The organism is Dokdonia ponticola, assembly GCF_042653865.1.
GTDB classification, from domain to species: Bacteria; Bacteroidota; Bacteroidia; order Flavobacteriales; family Flavobacteriaceae; genus Dokdonia; species Dokdonia ponticola.
On record NZ_JBHSFV010000013.1, the window covers coordinates 80,486 to 102,763 of the forward strand.

Annotated in this window: 27 protein-coding genes; 13 read left to right on the forward strand and 14 right to left on the reverse strand. The window is 37.0% G+C overall.

Going from position 1 to position 22,278, the window contains the following annotated elements; genetic code table 11:
- Nucleotides 1-3 precede the first annotated feature (3 nt).
- The 5 genes from ACFO3O_RS18585 to nqrF all read left to right on the forward strand — a co-directional run bounded on the left by ACFO3O_RS18585 (nt 4) and on the right by nqrF (nt 4,743).
- Nucleotides 4-1,218 carry an NADH:ubiquinone reductase (Na(+)-transporting) subunit B gene (locus ACFO3O_RS18585; protein ID WP_379981629.1) on the forward strand — a complete coding sequence of 405 codons (1,215 nt, stop codon included), beginning with the start codon at nt 4-6 and terminating at the stop codon, nt 1,216-1,218.
- A 2-nt stretch (nt 1,219-1,220) separates the two neighbouring features.
- On the forward strand, nt 1,221-1,958 hold the full coding sequence (locus ACFO3O_RS18590) for a Na(+)-translocating NADH-quinone reductase subunit C (protein WP_379981631.1): 738 nt from the start codon (nt 1,221-1,223) through the stop codon (nt 1,956-1,958).
- A gap of 4 nt (nt 1,959-1,962) precedes the next feature.
- Nucleotides 1,963-2,610, forward strand: coding sequence for an NADH:ubiquinone reductase (Na(+)-transporting) subunit D (locus tag ACFO3O_RS18595; protein WP_379981633.1), 648 nt, complete (start codon nt 1,963-1,965; stop codon nt 2,608-2,610).
- A 74-nt stretch (nt 2,611-2,684) separates the two neighbouring features.
- Complete coding sequence (nqrE, locus tag ACFO3O_RS18600; protein ID WP_379981635.1) at nt 2,685-3,431, forward strand: NADH:ubiquinone reductase (Na(+)-transporting) subunit E; 747 nt, start codon at nt 2,685-2,687, stop codon at nt 3,429-3,431.
- A 4-nt stretch (nt 3,432-3,435) separates the two neighbouring features.
- Nucleotides 3,436-4,743, forward strand: a complete 1,308-nt coding sequence (nqrF, locus tag ACFO3O_RS18605) for an NADH:ubiquinone reductase (Na(+)-transporting) subunit F (RefSeq protein WP_379981637.1) — start codon at nt 3,436-3,438, stop codon at nt 4,741-4,743.
- Between the two features lie 121 nt (nt 4,744-4,864).
- On the opposite strand, the gene ACFO3O_RS18610 is transcribed toward nqrF, so the two are convergent.
- The 3 genes from ACFO3O_RS18610 to ACFO3O_RS18620 all read right to left on the reverse strand — a co-directional run bounded on the left by ACFO3O_RS18610 (nt 4,865) and on the right by ACFO3O_RS18620 (nt 7,258).
- Nucleotides 4,865-5,995 (reverse strand): hypothetical protein, encoded by a 1,131-nt coding sequence (locus ACFO3O_RS18610; RefSeq protein ID WP_379981639.1) that lies wholly within the window; start codon nt 5,993-5,995, stop codon nt 4,865-4,867.
- Between the two features lie 46 nt (nt 5,996-6,041).
- Nucleotides 6,042-6,488, reverse strand: coding sequence for a hypothetical protein (locus ACFO3O_RS18615; protein ID WP_379981641.1), 447 nt, complete (start codon nt 6,486-6,488; stop codon nt 6,042-6,044).
- Between the two features lie 95 nt (nt 6,489-6,583).
- Nucleotides 6,584-7,258: a hypothetical protein gene (locus ACFO3O_RS18620; RefSeq protein WP_379981643.1), complete on the reverse strand. Its 675-nt coding sequence runs from the start codon at nt 7,256-7,258 to the stop codon at nt 6,584-6,586.
- A 124-nt stretch (nt 7,259-7,382) separates the two neighbouring features.
- Between ACFO3O_RS18620 and ACFO3O_RS18625 the strand changes: the two genes are divergently transcribed.
- The 5 genes from ACFO3O_RS18625 (at nt 7,383) to ACFO3O_RS18645 (ending at nt 10,826) form a co-directional block, all read left to right on the forward strand.
- Nucleotides 7,383-7,613 (forward strand): hypothetical protein, encoded by a 231-nt coding sequence (locus ACFO3O_RS18625; RefSeq protein ID WP_379981645.1) that lies wholly within the window; start codon nt 7,383-7,385, stop codon nt 7,611-7,613.
- Nucleotides 7,610-8,485 carry a DUF4846 domain-containing protein gene (locus ACFO3O_RS18630; RefSeq protein ID WP_379981647.1) on the forward strand — a complete coding sequence of 292 codons (876 nt, stop codon included), beginning with the start codon at nt 7,610-7,612 and terminating at the stop codon, nt 8,483-8,485. The genes ACFO3O_RS18625 and ACFO3O_RS18630 overlap by 4 nt, the downstream gene beginning before the upstream one ends.
- Nucleotides 8,486-8,574: 89 nt before the next feature.
- On the forward strand, nt 8,575-8,937 hold the full coding sequence (locus ACFO3O_RS18635) for a Na(+)-translocating NADH-quinone reductase subunit F (RefSeq protein WP_379981649.1): 363 nt from the start codon (nt 8,575-8,577) through the stop codon (nt 8,935-8,937).
- Between the two features lie 19 nt (nt 8,938-8,956).
- Nucleotides 8,957-9,970, forward strand: coding sequence for an FAD:protein FMN transferase (locus ACFO3O_RS18640; protein WP_379981651.1), 1,014 nt, complete (start codon nt 8,957-8,959; stop codon nt 9,968-9,970).
- A gap of 97 nt (nt 9,971-10,067) precedes the next feature.
- Complete coding sequence (locus ACFO3O_RS18645; protein WP_379981653.1) at nt 10,068-10,826, forward strand: hypothetical protein; 759 nt, start codon at nt 10,068-10,070, stop codon at nt 10,824-10,826.
- A 10-nt stretch (nt 10,827-10,836) separates the two neighbouring features.
- Here the strand turns inward: ACFO3O_RS18645 and ACFO3O_RS18650 are convergent, their stop codons facing one another.
- The 9 genes from ACFO3O_RS18650 to ACFO3O_RS18690 all read right to left on the reverse strand — a co-directional run bounded on the left by ACFO3O_RS18650 (nt 10,837) and on the right by ACFO3O_RS18690 (nt 18,673).
- Complete coding sequence (locus ACFO3O_RS18650) at nt 10,837-11,343, reverse strand: Cif family virulence factor (protein WP_379981655.1); 507 nt, start codon at nt 11,341-11,343, stop codon at nt 10,837-10,839.
- Nucleotides 11,340-12,122, reverse strand: a complete 783-nt coding sequence (locus tag ACFO3O_RS18655) for a class I SAM-dependent methyltransferase (protein ID WP_379981657.1) — start codon at nt 12,120-12,122, stop codon at nt 11,340-11,342. The genes ACFO3O_RS18650 and ACFO3O_RS18655 overlap by 4 nt, the downstream gene beginning before the upstream one ends.
- A 76-nt stretch (nt 12,123-12,198) precedes the next feature.
- On the reverse strand, nt 12,199-13,017 hold the full coding sequence (map, locus tag ACFO3O_RS18660) for a type I methionyl aminopeptidase (protein WP_379981659.1): 819 nt from the start codon (nt 13,015-13,017) through the stop codon (nt 12,199-12,201).
- Nucleotides 13,014-13,463, reverse strand: coding sequence for a BT0820 family HAD-type phosphatase (locus ACFO3O_RS18665; protein WP_379981661.1), 450 nt, complete (start codon nt 13,461-13,463; stop codon nt 13,014-13,016). Before ACFO3O_RS18665 ends, map begins: the two co-directional genes overlap by 4 nt.
- Nucleotides 13,464-13,531: 68 nt before the next feature.
- Complete coding sequence (locus ACFO3O_RS18670; protein WP_379981663.1) at nt 13,532-14,068, reverse strand: hypothetical protein; 537 nt, start codon at nt 14,066-14,068, stop codon at nt 13,532-13,534.
- Nucleotides 14,040-14,633 (reverse strand): thioredoxin, encoded by a 594-nt coding sequence (locus tag ACFO3O_RS18675; RefSeq protein ID WP_379981665.1) that lies wholly within the window; start codon nt 14,631-14,633, stop codon nt 14,040-14,042. The genes ACFO3O_RS18670 and ACFO3O_RS18675 overlap by 29 nt, the downstream gene beginning before the upstream one ends.
- Nucleotides 14,634-14,648: 15 nt before the next feature.
- Entirely contained in the window at nt 14,649-16,163 is a 1,515-nt protein-coding gene (gene gpmI / locus ACFO3O_RS18680; protein ID WP_379981667.1) for a 2,3-bisphosphoglycerate-independent phosphoglycerate mutase, read from the reverse strand.
- 140 nt (nt 16,164-16,303) lie between these two features.
- Entirely contained in the window at nt 16,304-17,077 is a 774-nt protein-coding gene (locus ACFO3O_RS18685) for a M48 family metalloprotease (protein WP_379981669.1), read from the reverse strand.
- Between the two features lie 549 nt (nt 17,078-17,626).
- Nucleotides 17,627-18,673, reverse strand: coding sequence for a branched-chain amino acid aminotransferase (locus ACFO3O_RS18690; RefSeq protein ID WP_379981671.1), 1,047 nt, complete (start codon nt 18,671-18,673; stop codon nt 17,627-17,629).
- A gap of 103 nt (nt 18,674-18,776) precedes the next feature.
- Here ACFO3O_RS18690 and ACFO3O_RS18695 point away from each other — a divergent pair, with 103 nt between their 5' ends.
- The 3 genes from ACFO3O_RS18695 to mnmC2 are packed head-to-tail and all read left to right on the forward strand — an operon-like array spanning nt 18,777 to nt 20,716.
- Entirely contained in the window at nt 18,777-19,301 is a 525-nt protein-coding gene (locus ACFO3O_RS18695; RefSeq protein WP_379981673.1) for a DUF4920 domain-containing protein, read from the forward strand.
- Nucleotides 19,302-19,973, forward strand: coding sequence for a hypothetical protein (locus tag ACFO3O_RS18700; protein WP_379981674.1), 672 nt, complete (start codon nt 19,302-19,304; stop codon nt 19,971-19,973). It abuts the gene before it with no gap.
- A 59-nt stretch (nt 19,974-20,032) separates the two neighbouring features.
- Nucleotides 20,033-20,716, forward strand: coding sequence for a tRNA (5-methylaminomethyl-2-thiouridine)(34)-methyltransferase MnmC2 (gene mnmC2, locus ACFO3O_RS18705; RefSeq protein WP_379981676.1), 684 nt, complete (start codon nt 20,033-20,035; stop codon nt 20,714-20,716).
- A gap of 189 nt (nt 20,717-20,905) precedes the next feature.
- On the opposite strand, the gene ACFO3O_RS18710 is transcribed toward mnmC2, so the two are convergent.
- Nucleotides 20,906-21,820, reverse strand: a complete 915-nt coding sequence (locus ACFO3O_RS18710) for a glutaminase (RefSeq protein ID WP_379981678.1) — start codon at nt 21,818-21,820, stop codon at nt 20,906-20,908.
- Nucleotides 21,821-21,833: 13 nt separating this feature from the next.
- On the reverse strand, nt 21,834-22,208 hold the full coding sequence (locus ACFO3O_RS18715; RefSeq protein ID WP_379981680.1) for a ribosomal maturation YjgA family protein: 375 nt from the start codon (nt 22,206-22,208) through the stop codon (nt 21,834-21,836).
- Nucleotides 22,209-22,278: the final 70 nt, after the last annotated feature.

The window sequence follows — 22,278 nt, forward strand, 5'->3', positions numbered from 1 at the left end:
GTGATGGGATTAAAACAAAACTTACATAAACTTAAAATGAAGTATGAGGGCAAGAAAATGGCCCCTGCATTTAATGCATTACATACTTTTTTATATAGCCCTAATGAAACTACGCATAGCGGAGGTCACATTAGAGCTGTAGATGATTTAAAGCGTACGATGAATACCGTGATCATAGCCCTAGTGCCATGTTTGATTTTTGGTATTTTTAACGCAGGATACCAGCATTATGCCGCAGTAGATGCAGCCAATGGAATTACAAGAGAACTTTCTATTTGGGGTAATTTTATCACTTGGGGAAACTTCTCTCTAGGGGCTTGGAAAGTATTACCTCTTGTTATAGTTTCCTATGGAGTAGGTCTTCTAGTAGAATTTATTTTTGCAGTGATTAAAGGACATGAAGTAGAAGAAGGATACCTTGTAACAGGAATGCTTGTGCCGCTTATTGTTCCAATTGATATTCCTTTATGGATGCTAGCTGTAGCCGTGATTTTTGGAGTTGTGATAGGAAAAGAAGTATTTGGAGGAACAGGAATGAATATATTGAATCCTGCTCTTACGATTCGTGCTTTCTTATTCTTTGCATATCCTACCTGGATGTCTGGAGATAAAGTGTGGGTAGCCGAAGCAGTCGATAGAGCTGGAACAGCCGATGCGATTTCTGGAGAAACTTTATTAGGAGCTTATGCTCAAAATGCAGGTAGTCTAGGATATGATTATGCAGATATGTTCTGGGGATATATTCCTGGTTCTGTTGGAGAGACTTCAAAATTTTTAATTATCATAGGCGCTCTTTTCTTAATCTTTACCAAAATAGGAAGTTGGAGAATCATGCTTAGTACCGTTTTAGGAGCTGTAGTAATGGGTCTTATTTTTAACGGAGTTGTTGATCAAGGTTGGATTAGTGAAAGCAGTAAATTTTATGGGTTAATGAGTGTCCCTTTTTGGCAACACTTAATTATAGGCAGTATACTTTTTGGAGCCGTTTACATGGCAACAGATCCAGTAACTGCTTCACAAACTAACAAAGGAAAATGGATTTATGGATTCTTTATTGGTTTCATAGCTATTATGATTCGTGTATTCAATCCTGCATACCCAGAAGGAGTATTCCTTGCAATTTTATTAATGAATGTTTTCGCACCTACTATTGATCACTATGTGATTCAAGGGAATGTGAAGCGAAGAATGAAACGTCTAAAAGTTAAAACAGCATAATCATGGCAAAGACAGACGGAAACATATATACTGTAATTTTTGCGACAATAATGGTTATTGTTGTAGGAGGTGTTTTAGCTGGACTCGCCCAGGGTTTAAAACCAGCTATCAAAGAGAATGAACGCTATGAAAAGCAACAAAATATTCTCTATGCAATGGGAGTTCACGAAAATGGTGATGATACAGGTTCTGTAAATTTCATTCCAACTGAGACCGTAGAAGGAGAATATAAAAAGTATATCAAAAAGAGTTATATCCTTCAGAATGGAGAGTTAACCGAAAGTGACGCTGCTTTTACGGTAGATATGAAAAAGCAAAGTAAGCTTCCTAAAAGCGAACGAAAAATGCCGCTTTTTGTAGGCGAACGTGATGGAAAGAAATTTTATGTCATTCCAATGTATGGAAAAGGATTATGGGATGCTATTTGGGGATATATTTCTCTTGATGAAGAGTTAATTGTCCAAGGAGCTTATTTTGATCACAAAGGGGAGACGCCAGGATTAGGAGCTAATATCAAAGAGCGCTACTTCATGGATGATTTTATTGGAGAATATGTTATGGAGGCAGGCAAGTACGCAGGAATTACGGTTGCCAAAGGAAATAATGATCCAGTAAACAATATCAAAGACGATAACGAAGTTGATGCCTTAGCGGGAGCAACAATCACAGGTGATGGTGTAAGTGCTATGATAAAAAGCACTTTAAAATCATACATTCCTCATATTCAAAACATGAAATAATATTATGGGATTACTATCAAAAAAAGATCAAAAATTAATTCTTGATCCATTAGCAGATGACAACCCAATTACGATACAAGTACTAGGTATTTGTTCTGCATTAGCAATTACAGCACAGTTAAAAGCATCTATTGTAATGTCTATTTCGGTGTTATTCGTATTGGGTGTAGGAAATGTAGTGATCTCGCTTATGCGAAATATCATTCCTTCAAAAATCCGAATTATTGTACAACTTGTTGTTGTTGCAACACTCGTAATTATTGTAGACCAAGTCTTAAAAGCTTATGCCTACTCACTAAGTAAAGAACTTTCAGTTTTTGTAGGTCTTATTATTACCAACTGTATTATCATGGGACGTTTTGAAGCCTTCGCTTTAGGAAATGGACCGTGGAGATCCTTCCTTGATGGTATAGGAAATGCACTTGGATATGGTGTGATTTTAATTATTGTTGGTTTCTTTAGAGAACTATTAGGTTCAGGAACATTGCTTGGAATCAAAGTGTTAGGAGATCCTATTGAAAAAACAGGATTATACAGTATAGGATATGAAAACAATGGGTTCATGTTGCTTTCTCCGATGGCACTGATTGTTGTTGGACTCATTATATGGGTACAGCGCTCACGAAATAAAGCATTAATAGAAGAAAATTAAGAGATGTTAAAACGCTAGCGTTGATCCTGAACTTGTTGAAGGACGAAAAAGCGTAAACTTCAAAAATAAAAGATATGTTAGAACACGTAGAATTATTTTTTAAATCAATCTTTATAGACAATATGGTATTCGCTACATTCCTTGGAATGTGTTCATATCTTGCAGTTTCTAAAAAAGTGACCACAGCTGTAGGCCTTGGAGCTGCTGTTATATTTGTACTAGCAGTGACAGTGCCCTTAAACTGGTACTTAGATCAATATATATTACAACCTGGAGCGCTCTCTTGGTTGGATGGTCATTATGGAAATCCTGAGCTTAGTGCTTATGGAGATTATGATTTGAGTTTCTTATCATTTATTCTATTTATCGCTACCATTGCGACGATGGTACAATTAGTAGAAATCGTGGTAGAAAAGTTTTCTCCATCACTCTATAACTCATTAGGGATATTTCTGCCACTTATCGCTGTAAACTGTGCAATTTTAGGAGGTTCTTTATTTATGCAATCTAGAGATATTCAAACTGCGGGTCTAGCTTTAAACTATGGTATTTCTTCTGGAATAGGATGGTTTCTTGCCATACTTGCTATTGCAGCAATTAGAGAAAAAATACGCTATTCAAATGTGCCAGCACCTTTAAGAGGTCTTGGTATTACGTTCATTATAACAGGACTTATGGCCATCGGGTTTATGAGTTTTGGGGGGATGTTAACTGGAGGTGATGAAGAAGAAACAGCTCCTGTTGCAGAAGTAGCACCCGTAAAAGAAATGACAAAAGAGTCTAGCGACGAGCTAGTCTTAACTACAAACGAAAAAGAATAATCATATGTTATTAGTTGCTAGTATGTCTGGCGTTGTAATCGCCACGATTGTTGCCTTTTTAGTCCTTACCTTGTTATTAGTAGGGCTATTATTATTTACAAAACAAAAACTATCTCCTTCTGGACCTGTTACCATTACAATTAATGGTGAGAAAGAAGTAGAAGTTGCTTCAGGAAGCACTTTATTATCTACATTAGGTAATAATAAAATTTTCTTGCCATCTGCTTGTGGAGGTGGGGGAACTTGTATTCAATGTGAATGTCACGTTCTTGAAGGTGGAGGTGAAGCTTTGCCTACAGAAATTCCTCACTTTAGCCGTAAAGAACTTGCTGAAGGAGCCCGTCTTGCATGTCAAGTAAAGGTGAAGCAAGATATGAATATTACGATTCCAGAAGAGGTTTTCGGAATCAAAAAATGGGATGCAACCGTTGTTCGTAATTATAACGTAGCTTCTTTTATTAAAGAGTTTGTTGTAGAGATCCCTGAAGATATGGGATATAAAGCTGGAGGATATATTCAAATTGAAATCCCTCAGTGTGAAATCAAATATTCAGATATTGATATTACAGCACACCCAGAAGAGCACGATACACCAGATAAGTTTCAAGAAGAGTGGGATAAATTTGGTTTATGGCCACTTGTGATGAAAAATAATGAGACCGTAGAGAGAGCCTATTCTATGGCTTCTTTCCCTGCTGAAGGTCGTGAGATTATGTTGAATGTTCGTATTGCTACACCACCATGGGATAGAGCCAAGAACCAATGGATGGATGTAAATCCTGGAGTTGCCTCATCGTATATTTTTGCTCAAAAGCCAGGTGATAAAGTTGTTATCTCTGGACCTTACGGAGAATTCTTTATCAATGAGTCTGAAGCAGAAATGTTGTATGTAGGAGGGGGAGCAGGAATGGCACCAATGCGTTCTCACTTATATCACTTATTCAAAACATTAAAAACAGGACGTACCGTTACCTATTGGTATGGAGGTCGATCTAAGCGTGAGTTATTCTACTTAGAGCACTTTAGAGAATTAGAAAGAGAATTCCCTAACTTTAAGTTTTATTTAGCGCTTTCAGAACCTTTAGAAGAAGATAACTGGAAAGTAAAAGAAACTACTGATAGCGAAGGAGATGGCTTTGTAGGATTTATTCACCAAGTTGTAATAGATCAATATTTAAGCAAGCACGAAGCTCCAGAAGATATCGAATTATACTTCTGTGGACCTCCATTAATGAACAATGCTGTTCAAAAAATGGGAGAAGATTATGGTATTCCAGATGAGAATATCCGATTTGATGACTTTGGAGGATAATCTTATTTCCACGGAGGTGGAAATCTCATAATACAAAGAGCCCGATACCATTTTGTGTCGGGCTTTTCATTTTCTTGGGTACGCTTTCACGTAAGTGAATACATATACTTAACAAAAGGTCCTAGTCAAATTCACTAATCCCATATAATATTTCTTTCATTTTACTTCCGTTAATTTCAACAGGTTTATATGCAGTATTGAATTTTTCTATAGCCACCGTAATATTGTCTTTTAATTTTTTGTACTCCAATGGAATTTCTGTAGCACATTGTTTTTCATTTTCGTAGCTGTTTAACATAATGCCAAACTTCTCATAGAATTTACCTCCTTGGTCAATAAAGCTATTGTATTGAGTGATAAATTGTAAAAGCCTATCAATAGGAAATTCAAGATTTATTTGCATTTTATGAGCTTTATAGCGCTGATTATCATCAGCAATCGCTTCATTTAAGGCGGTGATATAGCTATTTAGTTGCTCGTGAATATTGGACCAATCATCTGTATTTCTGCATTCTTTTAAGGGAACTCTGTATTTAATAGGTTTTGTAAAGTCTACAAATAATTGTTCGAGTTGTTCGATAGTGTTATCATTACTTTTTTGTAAAAAGGCCGTTTCAAAATATATGGTTTTTAGATCGGTATGCATACGTAAGGTAAAGTCCAAAATACATTCAATCTCCTTTATACTAGTTTCTTTTTCCCCTTTTGGGGCATTACTTGTAAATAAAGAGACCAAAGAATGCATAATAGATGTGTAGATGTTATCACCCAATATATCTGTTAAATTAAAACCTTGTTTTTTACTACCATTACTTCTAATGTCTTGTTTATGCTTTACAAATCGAGGATAATGATTAGGGTTACTTAAGTTATTGATTTCATTAAAGGTGGCGACAGAAGCAAAGTGATGGTCTAATGATAGCATCTTTTCATAAAGAAGTTTAATGATTTGTAATCCTTTGAGATACCTTATCTTACTTAAATCAGAGACTTCGGATAAATTGGTCAACTCTAACTGTTCTTGAAGCTGATTTTTTAAAATCAGTAAGGCGACTTGATCCTCTGTAGAGGATGTGTTTTTTAGGGATGAAGAAACCTGATACACTTTGGTATATATATCCTTTCTTACATGTTCGTAACGCACAGAAATCTCAGTAACCTCGCGAGACCATTCTAAAAGGATGATGTCTATCTTCTTTTGGATATCATTCTCATTACTTATTGTATTAAAACAATATGCATTACTCGTCATACATATGAATAATAGTAAGAGGGTATGTTTTGTATATAGTATCATATTATTCTAAATTAAATGTGATAGTAATAGTGTCTTCAGTCATGATGAGTGGGTACGTACCGCTGTTTATTTTGACGTCTTGTCTGTATATCTGGAGTTGTTGAGAGACACTATTTGGAATCAAAAAATCATCTTCCATTAGATAGTATACTTGTGTGTTGCCTGTATAGTTCTGCGGATCTTCCCGAAGTATATGAAAGTGCTCTTGTAGGTTTATTCTGGAACGATTAATCTCAATAATGATGGTGTTATGTGTTTCATCATATGTAATTGTACTATTAGTATCTATAGTTCTTGCAGTATCATCTAGACTACATAATCCATGAGTTCCTCTACAATGTCTACCATTGAAGCTGGTTTTTGCTGTAATGCTAGTATTGGTTGTTCCAGATTGCGCAAAGACAAGCATAGGCATAAGAGATAGAAAGAGGAGGAGTAGCTGTTTCATGATGCTTTTTTTAGGAAAGGTGTCTTGGCTTTATATGTCCTAAGACACCTTTCGATTTGTAGTTTCTCATTTACTATGTAGAAAACATGTTTTTATTAATGTCTGCAATCATAAATACATTTGTCATATTCTTTGTTACATTTTCTATTTCCAAAACCTTGTGCAATAAGAACACCACTATGGCAAGCAATTCCTGCGATAACAGTTAAATCTGCAACACCACATCCTATATGTGCGGCAACAGCTGCTGCTCCAACTTCTAGGATGCACGCTTTTCGTACTTCTTCACAAAGATCTTCACATTCATTTGTTTCACCAGAAGGGACAGGGTCTATGGGAGTCTCGGCTTTATTTAAAGATTTAGATCTAAATTGTGATCTAAAACTATTCATAACATTTAGACTTATTTGCGTTAACTGTGCTTGTGTATATTGACTTAGATTATAATCTTCATCTAATGCCTCAATGATTGCATTTTTATTGTTTATATACGTATCATAAGCAGCTCTATTAGGATATCCTAAAACACTTGCAAGCTGATTAATATCTGAATTGGTTAAGTTGTCTTTTTTAATAAGAGATTCAAATGCGTCAAAATTCGTTACATTGTCCATAGCTTTCATTTGATCTTGTGCTAAGCCAATAAAACGCGCATCTGAACTTAAATCTTGAGCAGAATTAGATGATTTTTCTTTTCCGTTGTCTGCTGTAAATGAAAAGCAAACAATGCTTAAAATAATGACGAATAATGTTTTTAAAATGTTTTTCATGATTTTTGGTTTTTGTAGCGATTCGTATAATCCCTACTAGTTATTTAATTACTGTGATTTCAATTGGTATGCTATGTTGTTGGAAGGTCAGTCCTTTATGACCATCTGCTGTTAGAATTTTTTGATGAGTCAAATGTTTCTATTTTTGACCGAAATTCAAAGCATTGAATATCATGTATTTATAAATCAAGAGTCTGCATTTATAAATGGAGACCTTTCTTTTTTATTTGTAAACTATTGGTGTGTAGATGATTATTTGTCGTTGTTGTTCGCTTTCGCGAACTTGCCTGCCAGAAGGGAGGAGTATATACCTTCAGATAAGAAAATCAACTTTTTAGAGTTATACTACGTATGAAAAAGAAAGTAGTTTTTGTGTTTTTTTTGGTTGTAGGTACCCTGTTGTTTCTTAATCTATCAAAAGAAGGAAAGACGATAAAGGGTGCTGTAGCTTCTTATGTGGCTCCTCCTTCTTCTCTAATCTATAAAGAAGGACGAACCTTAAAAACACGTATTAAAGTTCCTGAGGGATTTGAAAGAATACTTCCTGAGGAACAAACGTTTGCTCACTATATTCAAAACTATCCTCTTAAAGAGGCAGGTGCAGAAGTCATTAATTATGATGGGGAATCTTATATATTTCAACAAGGTCATGTAGGCGTCTTAGAAGTACCCGTTCCCTCCAACGGTTTACAACAATGTGCCGATGCACTGATTAGGATTCGCTCAGAATATTTATGGTCAACCAATAGAAAAGAGGAGATTGGATTTAAATTTACGAGTGGTCATTATTGTTCTTGGGTCAACTATGCGCAAGGATACCGCCCTAAAATTAACGGTAACGACGTGACATTTTCTAAAATAGCAGTACCCAACAAATCCAAAGAAAATTTTTACAAATACCTAAACCTTATATATATGTATGCAGGTACCTATTCTTTATCACAAGAGCTACAAAAGATTCCTAATCTGTCTGATGTTAACATTGGAGATCTTTTAATATATCCTGGTTTTCCGGGTCATGTGATAATGGTCGGGGATATTATCGAAAATCAAGAAGGAGAACGTCGTTTTGCCTTTTTTCAAGGCAATACCCCAGCACAAAGCGTTCATATTATAAAAAATGTTTCAGATACGAGTATGAATCCTTGGTATGATCTTGAAGGTAGAACGTCTTTAGAGACACCTATCTATACGTTTTCTAGTTTTGAGATGGTGCGGTTTAAATAAGTTAAAAAGTGACACTATTTCTTTTGTAATTATGAATAAAATACGGTCTTGTATTAAGGTATTTTTAAGTCAGGTTGTATCTTTGTGCTATGGCAGTTTTTCTTACAGAACAAGAGTTACATAACCTTGCTATGAATATTGTAGGCAAGGATTTAGAAGATCAAGGATATGAATTTATGGGTGTCAACTCAAAACTCAAAAAAGACCCGCAATTCGTAGCCCTCAAGGATAAAAAATTACACTTTGTCATTGTACGCGCTATTACATTTCCAGACAATGCGAATACCTACGATGAAGCCTTCATGCAAAAAATGAAAAATCACGCGCTTAAATTTGAAGCACGTACGTTTTATGCAGGCGTTGGGCTAGGTCATGGTGATAACTACCAACATCCTGCCGAAAAAGATGTGCCTTACACGATGATTTATAACGGACTTCAAGAAATCCTATAAAAAACCGCTTAAAACTTTAATGATGAAATACATTTTACTAATAGTACTTATTGGGTTGGTTTCATGCACAACGGAAGTTTCTGATGAAATTACCATTCAAGGAGAAGCTTTTGGGACGACTTATGCTATTACGTATTTTGGCAAATATGAGAAGTCGCCACGTATAAAAAGAGGCATAGATTCAGTGGTCCAAGTGGTGAATAAATCCATGAGCACCTATATTCCTGAGAGTGATATTTCAAAAATTAATAAAGGGGATAGCACTATTGTCGTGGATGATATGTTTACTGATGTTTTTACGCTTTCGCGAAAGCTACATAGCCTCACAAATGGTTATTTTGATCCTACCGTAGGAGGACTGCGCAACGCGTACGGATTTGGAGACACCAAACCTCTTGCTGTAATAGATAGTGTTGCTTTAGATTCGATGATGCGTTATGTAGGATTTGACAAAGTCACACTTTCGCCGAAAGGCACCATACAAAAAGAATATCCAGAAATTTATTTTGATTTTAATGCGATTGCCAAAGGGTATGGAATCGATCGGATAGCTGTTTTTCTTCAAGAAGAAGCGATCTCTGATTTTCTCATTGAATTAGGAGGAGAGCTGCGTGCACAAGGAAAACACCAACTCAAAGATAAATCTTGGATTGTTGGTGTAGAGAGTCTAGATTCATCGGTGGAAGATAGAAGGGCTGCTGCCGCTGTTCGACTCCCTAATAAATCCATGGCAGGGTCTGGAAATTATCGAAAAAATAGAATCGATTCCCTTACGGGGAAACAATACGTCCATACCATCAATCCGCTCACAGGAAGTGCCGAAAAAAGTGATGTGCTGAGTGCAAATGTCATTGCACCTACCTGCGCTGAAGCCGATGCTTGGGCAACTGCTTTTATGGCGATGGGACTAGAGCGATCTAAAGCATTGCTCGCTACTCAAAAAGACATAGAAGCCTATCTTGTGTTTTCTGATGGAGAAAATAGCATAGATACTTATGTGACTGTGGGATTTGAGAAGTTGATTGTTGAGTAAGTAGAATTTAATTTCTGATGATATAAATATTGAAAAAGTAAAAAACTATAACCAAAAATTACTAGCTGTTTTAGGGACAATAACGATCTTATTTGCTTTGATAGGACTTTTTGCTTTTTCTGTACTATTAATAAAAGAGATGCGTTGGCGCGATTATGACTCTAATGATGAAGGAATCCTATCTGAAGAAAAAATAGAAGAATTACAAAAAGAAAATAAGAGAGAACAAGTCATCTCTTATAAAACGGCTAGACTTGTAGATACAATCAATACGATCTATATCATACCTGTGTCACATAAAACACTAAACGAAGAAGAAGATATTGTCCTTAATGGCCTTTTAAGTGCTTCAGGTTCTGAGTATAACTATGAGCCTGATTTTGAGAGAAGGTATTCAAAGTATGTATATGGAGATTATAACAACTTGATTGTTTATAACAAAAAAGAAAACACGACTCAAAAACTGCTTAATGACCGTGCTAATTTCAAGGACTACAGAGAAGAATATTTTAATGATGATATTCTATTACTTTTTAAAGTAGCGGAGAAAGATACCTATAAAGACGGGGTGATCAATCTCAATGATTTTAAATCTTTATGTATCTATTCTTTTGAAAAAGAGAAGTTAGAAAAGATAACTCTTGAGAATATGGATGTGGTCGACTATCAGTTTTTTTATGGAACCAAAGAATTGATTGTCCGTTTTGGTGTTGATAAAAATAATGATGGTCGTTATACAGAATTTAATGAGCCTTCCATCATAAAAAAATACAACCTAGATACTCAAAAACTAACAGATATTATTGATCCTACTCTCAATAACGAACTACAAAAAACGTTAGAAGGAACTAAATAATCATTCTTTTTTAAAAACGCAACGCTTCTTTCTTATCAAACTCCTTTGCGGTGATTGGATTACCTGCGATAGTAGCCGTATCCCAATCCTGCGTGATTTTCCATACTCCATTTATCTTTTCTAGCACAATATGAAATTGACCATAACTGTATTGGGTGTTGCCTTCTTTTGACGTAAAACCAATGCGATAAAAGCCAACTTCGTACGAAGTGGTCTCATTTGTTTTCCGACTATCAAACCAAAAATCTAAGTTGATCTTATCGCCATTTTCACGATTTGCGGCAAAACGTTCAATATTTGCTTTTTTAAAGGCGTTTTTTGTATCAATTCCCTGAGGGGTGACACGTAATACTTGAGCTGCATACGTAGCGTTTAGTGCATCACCATCTAGGGTTTCAAATGCTTCCTGAAAGGGTTTCCAAACGGTTTGATCTATTTCTTTCTGGATGGTTTCTGTAGCTGTTTGTGCGGTCATCGATGTGATGCTTACGATCAGTAAAAGGAATAGATATTTCATTGTACAACGTTTTTATTTTTTCTACACACGGGTAAAATTTCGCCTTGAGCGAGTCGATACACATCGACTTCTTCAGGAGAAAGAACGGTGGTGTAATCTACTTCGTCAACTGTAAAACCAATGCTTCGGAGTTTGTCAAAATAATCTCGTCCATACACGCGTACATGGTCGTATTGTCCAAAGATTTTGGCACGCTCTACAGGATCTGTAATCGTATCGTCTTCAAACGTAGTGGCACGATCTAACTCTTGAGGAATTTGGAGAATTGCCATACCGCCAGGTTTTAATACGCGATACAATTCTTGCATGGCTTTGGTGTCGTTGGGAATGTGCTCTAAGACATGATTACAGAAAATGATGTCGTATTGATTTTCGCCGAAAGGCAAATCACAAATATCTGCTTTTACATCGGCGAGCGGTGAGTTGAGATCTGTAGTGGTGTAATCAAGGTGTTTTAACTTTCGAAACCGCTTATAAAATGCCTGTTCTGGGGCAAAGTGAAGTACTTTTGAAGGTTTTGAAAAGAAATCGGTTTCCCGTTCAAGCCATAGCCATAGCAAGCGATGCCGCTCTAAGGAAAGGGTAGAAGGGGAGAGTATATTCTCGCGCTGGTTTACATATCCATAGGGTAAAAACTTCCGAAAACCTTTTCCATCAATAGGATCCTTGTATCGAGACCCTTTTAAAAATAAAGCAAATACAGGCCGAATCACATAGCTCAACCGAATGAGTAGAGGTCTTGGAATGGCATTCAGGAAAAATTTAAAAATCTTTTTCATCTATTTTATTTTTCTAGTAGATGAATGGTTTTGCTTTCGCGAAAGAAAATAATGTTGATACTACTCATTTTGCTAATTAGAGAACCAATGCTTGTTGACGAAAAGGGGTTTCCTCATCGCTCTCAATCCCCAGTGCTTGATAAATATAGGCAAAGGTAGAGAGGAGTTCGGGTTTTCCGTCTACAATGGCAACATCATGTTCAAAATGGGCACTTGGTTGATTATCACGCGTGGTGATGGTCCATCCGTCATTATGTTGTTTAATATTTTTTGTACCTAAATTAATCATAGGCTCTATCGCAACAACCATCCCTTCTACAAATTTTTTACCACGCCCGCGTTTTCCATAGTTAGGCATTTCTGGAGCTTCGTGCATCACTTTCCCAAGTCCATGACCTACGAGTTCGCGTACGACACCATAGCCATGATCTTCGGTGTATTTTTGAATGGCATAACCTACATCTCCTACACGATTACCTAGTTTAAATTCTTTGATGCCCTCATATAAAGACTGTTTGGTGACGTCCAATAATTTTTTTACTTCAGGAGCTACTTCGCCTACTTCAAACGTATAGGCATGATCTCCATAAAAACCATTTTTTATAGCGCCACAATCGATAGAGATAATGTCTCCTTCTAAGAGCGGTTTGTTATTAGGAATCCCATGTACAACTTGTTCATTAGGACTCATGCATAAGGTATTTGGGAAGTCGTATAATCCCAAAAACCCCGGGATCGCATCTTGGCTTCGTATATAGTCTTCGGCAAGTTTATCTAAATATAAAGTGGTTACTCCTGGTTTTACTTCACCAGCAAGCATGCCTAGTGTGCGCGATACAACAAGCGCACTTTCTCTCATAAGCTCTATTTCTTCTCGGGTCTTCTGAATAATCATACTTCGGTATCGTTTAGATCTTTAAATATCTCTTCCATACGAGATAAGAATCCTTTTTTCTTTTTTTTCTTTTTAAGAGTCGCTTTTACGGAAGGGGAATCCTTAATGGTAAGACGATGGTAAATCTCTCCCCAACCCATCATACCACCTATGTTTCTATCATCTATAAAGACATCGGCGTTTATTTTTCTACTTATATTGGGACTGATTTCTTCCTCTGGGTAGCTTTTGTTTACCGCATAAAAAGTAACACCATTTTTTTTGCAAAAGGCAACAGCTTCCTCTAGTTTAGGGCCAGAACGATAGGTCCATAAAATAAGAGTGTGCCCTTCGTCTTGTAGCTTTTTTAGGGTTTCAAAAGCAAACAATAAAGGTTTTCCAATATCTGGATAGGCATTGGTGACAATGGTTCCATCAAAATCTACAGCTATACTCTTTTTATCCAATGAAAATTAATTTAATGCAAAGTTACAAAATTGAAAAGGGTGTCGCCTAAAATCTATAGCGGTTATGTTTAATTCTCTTCTTTGAGATATTCGTTCACTAACTTATTATAACATTGAAATTCACCATAAATCAAACATCCTAAACCAAAATTATCAATATAAATTCCTTTTTCTGGGTGATATTCTCTCCCGTCAACCCCTCCTGTAATTCCAAAATTAAAATACTTAATCTCGTTATTTTTTACATCTTCTTGAAATTGAAGTTTCATCTGATCACACGTAGCGATTTTTGCATAAAAATCTACCTTTTGATTTCGTAAAAACATGCTATAATATTTTATTCCGTATGTAATATTGATGAGTAAGAAAACTGAAATAAAAACGCGTTTTAATAGATGATGTCGTTTTGTAGATAAAAACTGTTTCTTGTTTAGGAAAAAGATAAGCAACAAAGCAGCAAGTACTGCGAAGTTTAAAATTAAAATCCATTCTATATAGATATACCAATAATAGAATAGATACACATTAAGGATTGCCAAAAGCAACCCTAGCATAAAAAGAATAGCTATAATTTTCTTACTCCGCATACGGATGCTTATATCCATCTCCGTTGAGAATTTTTTGTATGTCCTTTTCCATACTAAAGATAGAATACTCAACAATTCTTCCTAATTCGGTTCCTTCTTTTTCAAAAATGATAGTGGGTACGTATTCAATTCCATGTTCTTTAATAAGATTTTCTGGGGCATCTTTCCCTTCTGTAATGGTAATAAGTTTTACCGTAGAAGCATCAATTCCTACATGGTCTAATACTTTATAAAAAGCAGGAACTTCTCGCTGACTATCTTCACACCAAGTTCCCATAAACACGGTAATGTTTGTTTTAGCAAGATCTTCTTTTATTGCAGCAACAGTAGTTGTATCTAATGGATGTTCTTTGTACCCTACGTCAAACCATTTTTTATATGGGGGCTTTTCTAAAGTAGCACGTTCTTGTACTCCAAAAATAATAGGATCTCCATTATCATCTATGAGGTCAAATTCCTCTGTTTCTTCTGTGGTAACGACAGCAGGCGTTTCTTGGGTTTTTGCTTCTGTTTTCTTTTGGTTACAAGAAGCTAATGTGATAAAAGACAAAGTCACTAAGGCTAAGATTCTATTTAATTTCATATGTTTTTCAATGGTTTAAATAAGTGGTGTACGATCCATGATTACGGGTTGCGGTACGCCGATTAGTTTTAATATGGTGGGGGCAACATCTGCCAAAATACCGTCTCTGATTGTTTTTATGTCCTTATCTACTAAGATTAAAGGAACAGGATTTGTCGTGTGTGCTGTATTAGGCGTTCCATCGGGATTGATCATGGTTTCTGCATTTCCGTGGTCTGCAATGATAAGCACCGTATAGTCTTTCTCTAATGCGGCGGTGACGATTTCTTTGGTACAACTATCCACCGTTTCACAGGCTTTTATAGCCGCTTCCATCACACCTGTGTGGCCTACCATGTCAGGGTTTGCAAAATTTAAGCATACAAAATCCACGTCACCTTTTTTAATTTCAGGAATGATTTTATCTCGGATATCATACGCACTCATTTCAGGTTGTAAATCATACGTCGCTACTTTTGGCGACGGACAAAGTAATCGAGATTCTCCTTCAAAAGGCGTTTCTCTTCCGCCATTAAAAAAGAAAGTCACATGAGGATATTTTTCTGTTTCGGCAATGCGAATCTGCTTTTTACCTGCCTTTGCCAAGGTTTCTCCTAAGGTATCAGTCAAATTATCCTTGTCGTACACAATATGCATGCCCGTAAACGTATCATCATAGTTAGTCATAGTGACGTAGTACAGGTCAAGCTTTTTGGTATGTTGTTCAGGAAAATCTTTTTGAGACAGCATCTCTGTGAGTTCGCGGCCCCGATCGGTTCTAAAATTAAAAAAGATCACCACATCACCCTCTTTCAATGTCGCAATAGGGTTTCCGTTTTTGGTGCATACCAAGGGTTGTAAAAACTCATCGGTCACATCGGTATCATAGCTGGCTTGTATATTTTGTGCAGGGTGTTCGGTAAGGGTGCCTTTTCCGTGAACAATAAGGTCGTACGCCATTTGCACGCGTTCCCAACGTTGATCTCGATCCATGGCATAGTATCTTCCTATGACCGATGCGAGTTGGGTGTTGTGCGCTTTCGCGAAAGCGGATATATCCTCCACAAAGGCTTTCCCCGATTTTGGGTCTACATCACGACCGTCTGTGAATGCATGGATGTAGGATTGTGGGACACCTGCAGCATTTGCTGCTTTGATGAGCCCTTTAAGATGATTGATATGCGAATGTACCCCGCCATCTGACAATAACCCCATAAAATGAATGGGTTTGTTGTTCTCTTTTGCATACGTAAACGCATCGGTAAGGGCTTTCTCGTCCTTGAGCGTATTGTTTTTGAGCGCACGGTTTATTTTGGCAAAATCCTGATAAATAATCCGACCAGCGCCTAGGTTCATGTGACCGACTTCGCTATTTCCCATTTGTCCGTCGGGAAGTCCTACGTTTTCACCATGTGTGAGTAATTGTGCATGCGGGTAGGTTGCATATAAGCTATCTATAAAAGGCGTTTTTGCATGGTCTACTGCCGATACTTTTTTGTCTGGTGCCATGCCCCAGCCATCAAGGATCATCAAGATTGTTTTTTTATTCATAATCGTATGTTGTAACAGGTTTTGTGGATTTGTTGAAGAAATGAAACGCCTTCAACAAGTTCAGCCTGACAATTTATTGTAAAGATAAAAAACAAAACCTCGCCTAGGCGAGGTTTTGGAATGCTTTTAACGAAAACGTTTTAGCCTTGATATCCATATTTCTCAATAGATTCTTTTATTTTTTCCATCCGATTCTCAGGATCGGGGTGTGTGCTTGAAAATTCGGGTTGGCGATTAGGTCCTGCAGCCGCTTTTAATACTTCCATCACTTTGATCATTTCATAGGGATTATATCCTGCTCTGATCATAAAACGAACGCCAAGGTCATCACTCTCTAGTTCGTCATCACGGCCATTTCCTAAAAGAATGCTTTGACCAATTCCTCCAGCGGCTTCGCCATAACCGCCACCTACTTCGGCTCCCATAGAGATGGTTTGCCACATTTTGGAGTTTTCTACACGCTCGGCACTGTGTTTTCCTAGTACATGACCAATTTCATGCCCTAATACACCGGCGACTTGATCTTCATTTTCCAATCTAGAAAGCAGGGCATACGTGATAAATATCTGACCGCCAGGGAGCGCAAACGCATTGATCGTTTGATCGTCTCTGAGTAAATGAAATTCATATCGGTAAGGGGTCTCACGTGCCATGCTGCTATTAACCAATTTTTCTCCTATTTGATCTATAAATGCTTGCAATTGCATATCTGGGTGCAAACCTCCATGCTGATCTGCCATGGCAGGGGCATTGGCAAGTCCTATTTGGATTTCTTGCTCGGGACTCATACTGATTGCTTGTACTTTTCCAGTATAGGGGTTTTCTTCTCTATTACTCCAGTTTTTTATAAGAGCAAAAGCTATGACTGCCACTCCGATAAGGAGTCTTATTTTCATTCCGCCACCACGTCTCATATGTATTCTATTTTGAATTTGCGCACCTAAAGTACAAAAAAGTCTGTAGCTGTTAGCTATTAGTCGTTAGCGGTTAGCTTTTAATCGAAAGCCGAGGCCGGATATGAAAACGAAATTTGTGATTTGCTGAGTGCTAGATACTAGAAGTTGGAAGTATGAAGTTTTTTTGAAATTTAGATTTTTTTTGTGATTTACTACCTACTAGAGATTGGAAGTCAGAAGCATGAAATATGAAGTTTTCTTGGGATTTGGAATTTGTGATTTGTTTTTTTGAGATTTAAATCAGAAAAATTAGAAAAATCAGGTGATGGAGTGATGTTCGCTTTTCGCGAAAGCAAAAATAGTATTGAATTTATTGATTAAAATGTAAAACTAGAAAGTAAGGTGATGGAATGATGTTCGCTTTTCGCGAAAATAGTACCGAAATTACCGACTAGCTATTTAAAATAGCGTCGTATTATGCTATTTCTTACATCTGTAAATAAAAAACGAATAACGTATGTGTGAAAATATTAGGTTGAAAGATCAGATTTTTATTTTCTCATAAACTTACTTCACTTCATACCTCCATCCATGAGGATCAGTAGCACGATTGTACTGAATATCTTTTAGAGCTTTTTTGAAACGAGCGGCATAACTATCTTCCTGAGCAGGAAGTTCATAATCTTTTTCTTGATGTCCAAAACTCTTAAAAGGAACGATCACTGCGGCAGTACCAGCGCCAAAAATTTCTTTGAGTTCGCCTGACTTTGAAGCAGCAACAATTTCTGAAACTTTTACAGGTCGAACATCTACTGTTATTCCAGCATCTTTTGCGAGTTGGATGATACTTTTTCGAGTGACACCATCAAGAATACGGTCACTAGTAGGAGCAGTCAATAGAGTATCGCCTATTCTAAAGAAGACATTCATCGTACCCGCTTCTTCTAGATACTCGTGAGAGTTTGCATCGGTCCATACAATTTGTTGGTATCCTCTTTCTTTGGCAAGATTCGTTGGATAAAATTGAGAAGCATAATTTCCTGCGGCTTTTGCAAAACCAACACCCCCATCGGCAGCACGGCTGTATTTTTCAGCAAAAAGAACGCTGACTTCCCCAGAGTAATACGCTTGTGCAGGCGCACAAATAATCATAAAACGATATTGATCTGATGGAGAAGCAGACACGCCAGGTTGTGTAGCAATCACAAAAGGACGGATGTATAAGGCATTCCCATCACCCGCTTTTATCCAATCATTATCCAAGTTTAATAACGTTTCTAAGCCTTTAAAAAAGAATTCTTTTGGAAAAGCAGGCATTGCCAATCGCTCTGAAGATTTGTTAATTCGCTCCCAGTTTTCTTCTGGACGAAACAACCACGTCGAACCGGCATCATCTTTAAAAGCTTTCATGCCTTCAAAAACAGCTTGCCCGTAATGAAAAACCTTGGCACTAGGATCTATACTAATAGGGCCATAAGGAACTATTTGAGGTTCTTGCCAAGCCCCATTTTTATAATCACAAAAAAACATATGATCTGTAAAAACACTCCCAAATGTAAGGTTGTTAAAATCTACCTCTTCTATTCTACTCTTCTCAGTTTTTGTAATATTCATTGCGGTTGTTATAAGCGTTGTGCAAATTTAAGAATTTAACATCCGTCAGCTATTTATAAATTCATAATTTTGCATTAATATTAAACAAGATACTTTTAAACAGATGAAAACAAAACTAACGATACTCGCATTGGCTCTTATTGCTTTAAGTTGTAAAGAGCAATCAGAAGTAAAAACCGAAGATGCAGCAGTTGCTGTGTCAGAGGAAATAGCGCAAGTACCACAGGCAGATTATGCAACCTATGGAGAGGTTATCACAGACCAAAACTTGATGGCTATCGCAAGTGTTAAAGAACAGTATAAAAACCTAAAATCAGGTGATTCTGTAACTGTAAAGTTCAAAGCACCTATCGAAGCCGTGTGTAAAAGCATGGGATGCTGGATGCGTCTGGATATTGGAGCAGAAGAGCAGGTGTATGTAAAGTTTAAAGACTACGGATTTTTTGTACCTACAGATTCAGATGGAGAAGCGATTGTGGAAGGAAAGGCTTTTGTAGAAGAAACCTCTGTTGATGAACAACAACACTTAGCCGAAGATGGTGGGGCCTCTTCCGAAGAGATTGCAGCCATTACGGAGCCAAAACGTGAGATGAAACTGATGGCAAACGGGGTGTTGATGAAGAAATAAATGCACTACCTTAAAAGTATAGGTATTCTTTTTTTGCTTTCTTGCTGTCAAACGCATGTTAGTGAGCATCCTGCTATGGGGACTTGGAGTAATTGTACTAAAGATGGTATTTATTGGGAATGTAAAATAACCGACCGTTCTCTACTCATGGTAAATACCTTCTCTGATGAAGTTTGGTTTTTTAAGCTTCAAGTAGTAGATACGAATCTTGTGTTGTCAACATACAAAAACGGGCCAGGATTGCTCATTAATAATGATACGTTAGTTACTATAGAGCAATCTACAAATAGGATAGTTCTAAAAAGCACATATTCTTGGGATTCTGTTGAGTTAAAGAAAAAGGAGCTTGATTTTGATCCAATCGATACGTTACATTTTGAAAATTGGAAAAGCAAAGTGCTAGCGGATTTTAAAAAAAGAGCTGCTTTAGTGAATTGTCCTGATACCAGAACAGAGGAAGAAAAAAAACTCCCTATATTAAAAGCAGATGATAGTGACGAAGAAATAGAGATTACAGTAACAGATAGTTTAGGGAACCGCAGACGTTTTTATTTAACAGAAGAGGAAAATATACTCCCTATGTTAGAAGCAGATGATAGTGACGAAGAAATTCAAATTATAGAAATAGATAGCTTAGGGAACCGAAAGTGTTTAGATTTAAATGATTTTTGATTGCTGAAGTGAAGTACAAATTTAATATTTAGACACTAGAATTAATCCTCAATGCTAAAGTGAAACGCGAAATCATCATTACAGGCGACGGATCCAAAACCATTCATATTCCTGAATGGGATGAGCAGTACCATAGCAAACATGGAGCGATCCAAGAAGCCAACCATGTGTTTTTGAACATGGGATTAGATTATTATCGTTCCAAAATATCGTATCAAAAAGACACCCCTATTGCAATCCTAGAAATGGGTTTTGGAACTGGTCTTAACGCATTATTGACATTTTTTGATGCACAAAAAACACAAACTCTCATTCAATATACAGGCGTAGAAGCCTATCCAATCTCTTCTGAAGAGATCAAAGCCATGGACTATGTGTCACTCATAAAAGAAGAAGGAGGACAACATATCTATGATCAACTTCACACAACACCTTGGGAATCTCAACAAGAGATTTCTCCTTCATTTCAGCTGACAAAACGCGAACAGCGCTTTGAAAATATCGTAGATCAGGATGCGTTTGATCTTGTGTATTTTGATGCCTTTGGTGCCCGCGTTCAACCAGAACTTTGGGGGGAAGCTATTTTTAAAAAAATGTATATCGCTTTGCGCGAAAAAGGAATCTTAGTGACCTACGCTGCCAAAGGGAGTGTTCGCAGAGCTATGCAAGCCGTCGGTTTTGAAGTCGAACGCTTGCCTGGCCCTCCAGGAAAACGTGAGATGCTACGAGCAACAAAGGTTTAGTATCATGGGTTTTAAATCATTTATTTTGAATTATATGTAAAAAACTCCTTTCCCTTCAAGGGAAAGGTGGCGATGATAAAGCGATAGCAATATCATTGACGGAAAGGGAGAGTTGTATCTAAATTAGAATGAATTTAACTTCTGAAAGTAGTAATAATGCGGTCTTATGTCAGAATCGGATATGACTCATCAAAAAATAGTTTCGCGTGTGGTATCTGTAAAGAGTTCTAAAAACTCCATACCGCGATAAGAATTCCCTTTTTTATTGAGCCGCGGACTCCAAACGCTAATACTATAGGAGTTAGGTAGTACGGCAACAATGCCGCCACCTACGCCACTTTTACCAGGCAATCCTACTTTATAGGCAAACTCTCCCGCCTCATCATAAAATCCACAGGTTTGCATAATGGCATTGACACGTTTGGACTGAGAGCGCGTTAAAATTTCTTTGTTTGTGATGAGTTGTTTACCACCATTAGCTAAAAAACCAAATGTTTTAGAGAGTTGACAACACGTCATTTCTATAGAGGAAAGGTAAAAATAAAGATCGATCATTTGGTCGACGTCATTTTTGATATTACCAAAAGACTTCATAAAATTGACTAGTGCATAATTCCGATATCCATTTGATTTTTCTGATTGCGCAATGATTTCAGAATATTGAATATCTTCATTATTGGATACCTCCCTAATGTAAGCTATCAATTCTTTTTTTGGATCTTTTAAGTGCGTACATAGAATATCACAGACCACAATCGCACCTGCATTAATTAATGGATTTCGCGGAATCCCATTTTCTGTTTCTAACTGAACCAGCGAGTTAAACGCTGACCCAGAGGGTTCTACATCGAGGCGTTGCCAAATCATTGTATCCTCTAGAGATAATGCTAAACTTAAGGATAATACCTTTGCAATACTTTGTATAGAAAAAGGAATATGCGCGTCTCCGGCAGTGTATTGAATTCCATTATTTGTGGTAAGGCAGACCCCAAAGTGCTCAGGATCTACTTTACCCAATTCAGGGATGTAGTCTGCTACGTTTCCTTTGTTTTCTATACTCATGATATGAGCATAAGTGTCTAATAATGTTTTATGGCAGTTCATAGTATTTAATATCCTAGGTACTCGATGTATTGTAGTACTTCTCAAATATAAGAATAAGCACTGCACCTACTGTATATGCCAATAAATCTTTCCAATCAAAAGTGCTGCCGAGTACAATCTTTGCCACTTTGTTGTCTGATAACCCTACCCAATCAATAAAAGAAGTCGCTTGAATGGCTTCAACAAGATACGCAAAAAGTAAAACTCCTATCACCACTTTGAGGTATGAGAATTTAGTAAAAGCTCGCACAAAACAATAGATCAAGATCACTACAAGCACATCGCCTACAAATGGGCGAATAATAGCATCATTTATGAATAACGCAATGCCTACTTCTATGATCAGAAGTAAGCAGAATGAAAGGAGATAGAGCAATTTAAATTTCATAACAATAAAAAGTATAAATCTAAAATATATCATTTCTCCCTCTGGGAGAAACAGGAATGAGGGAATAGCT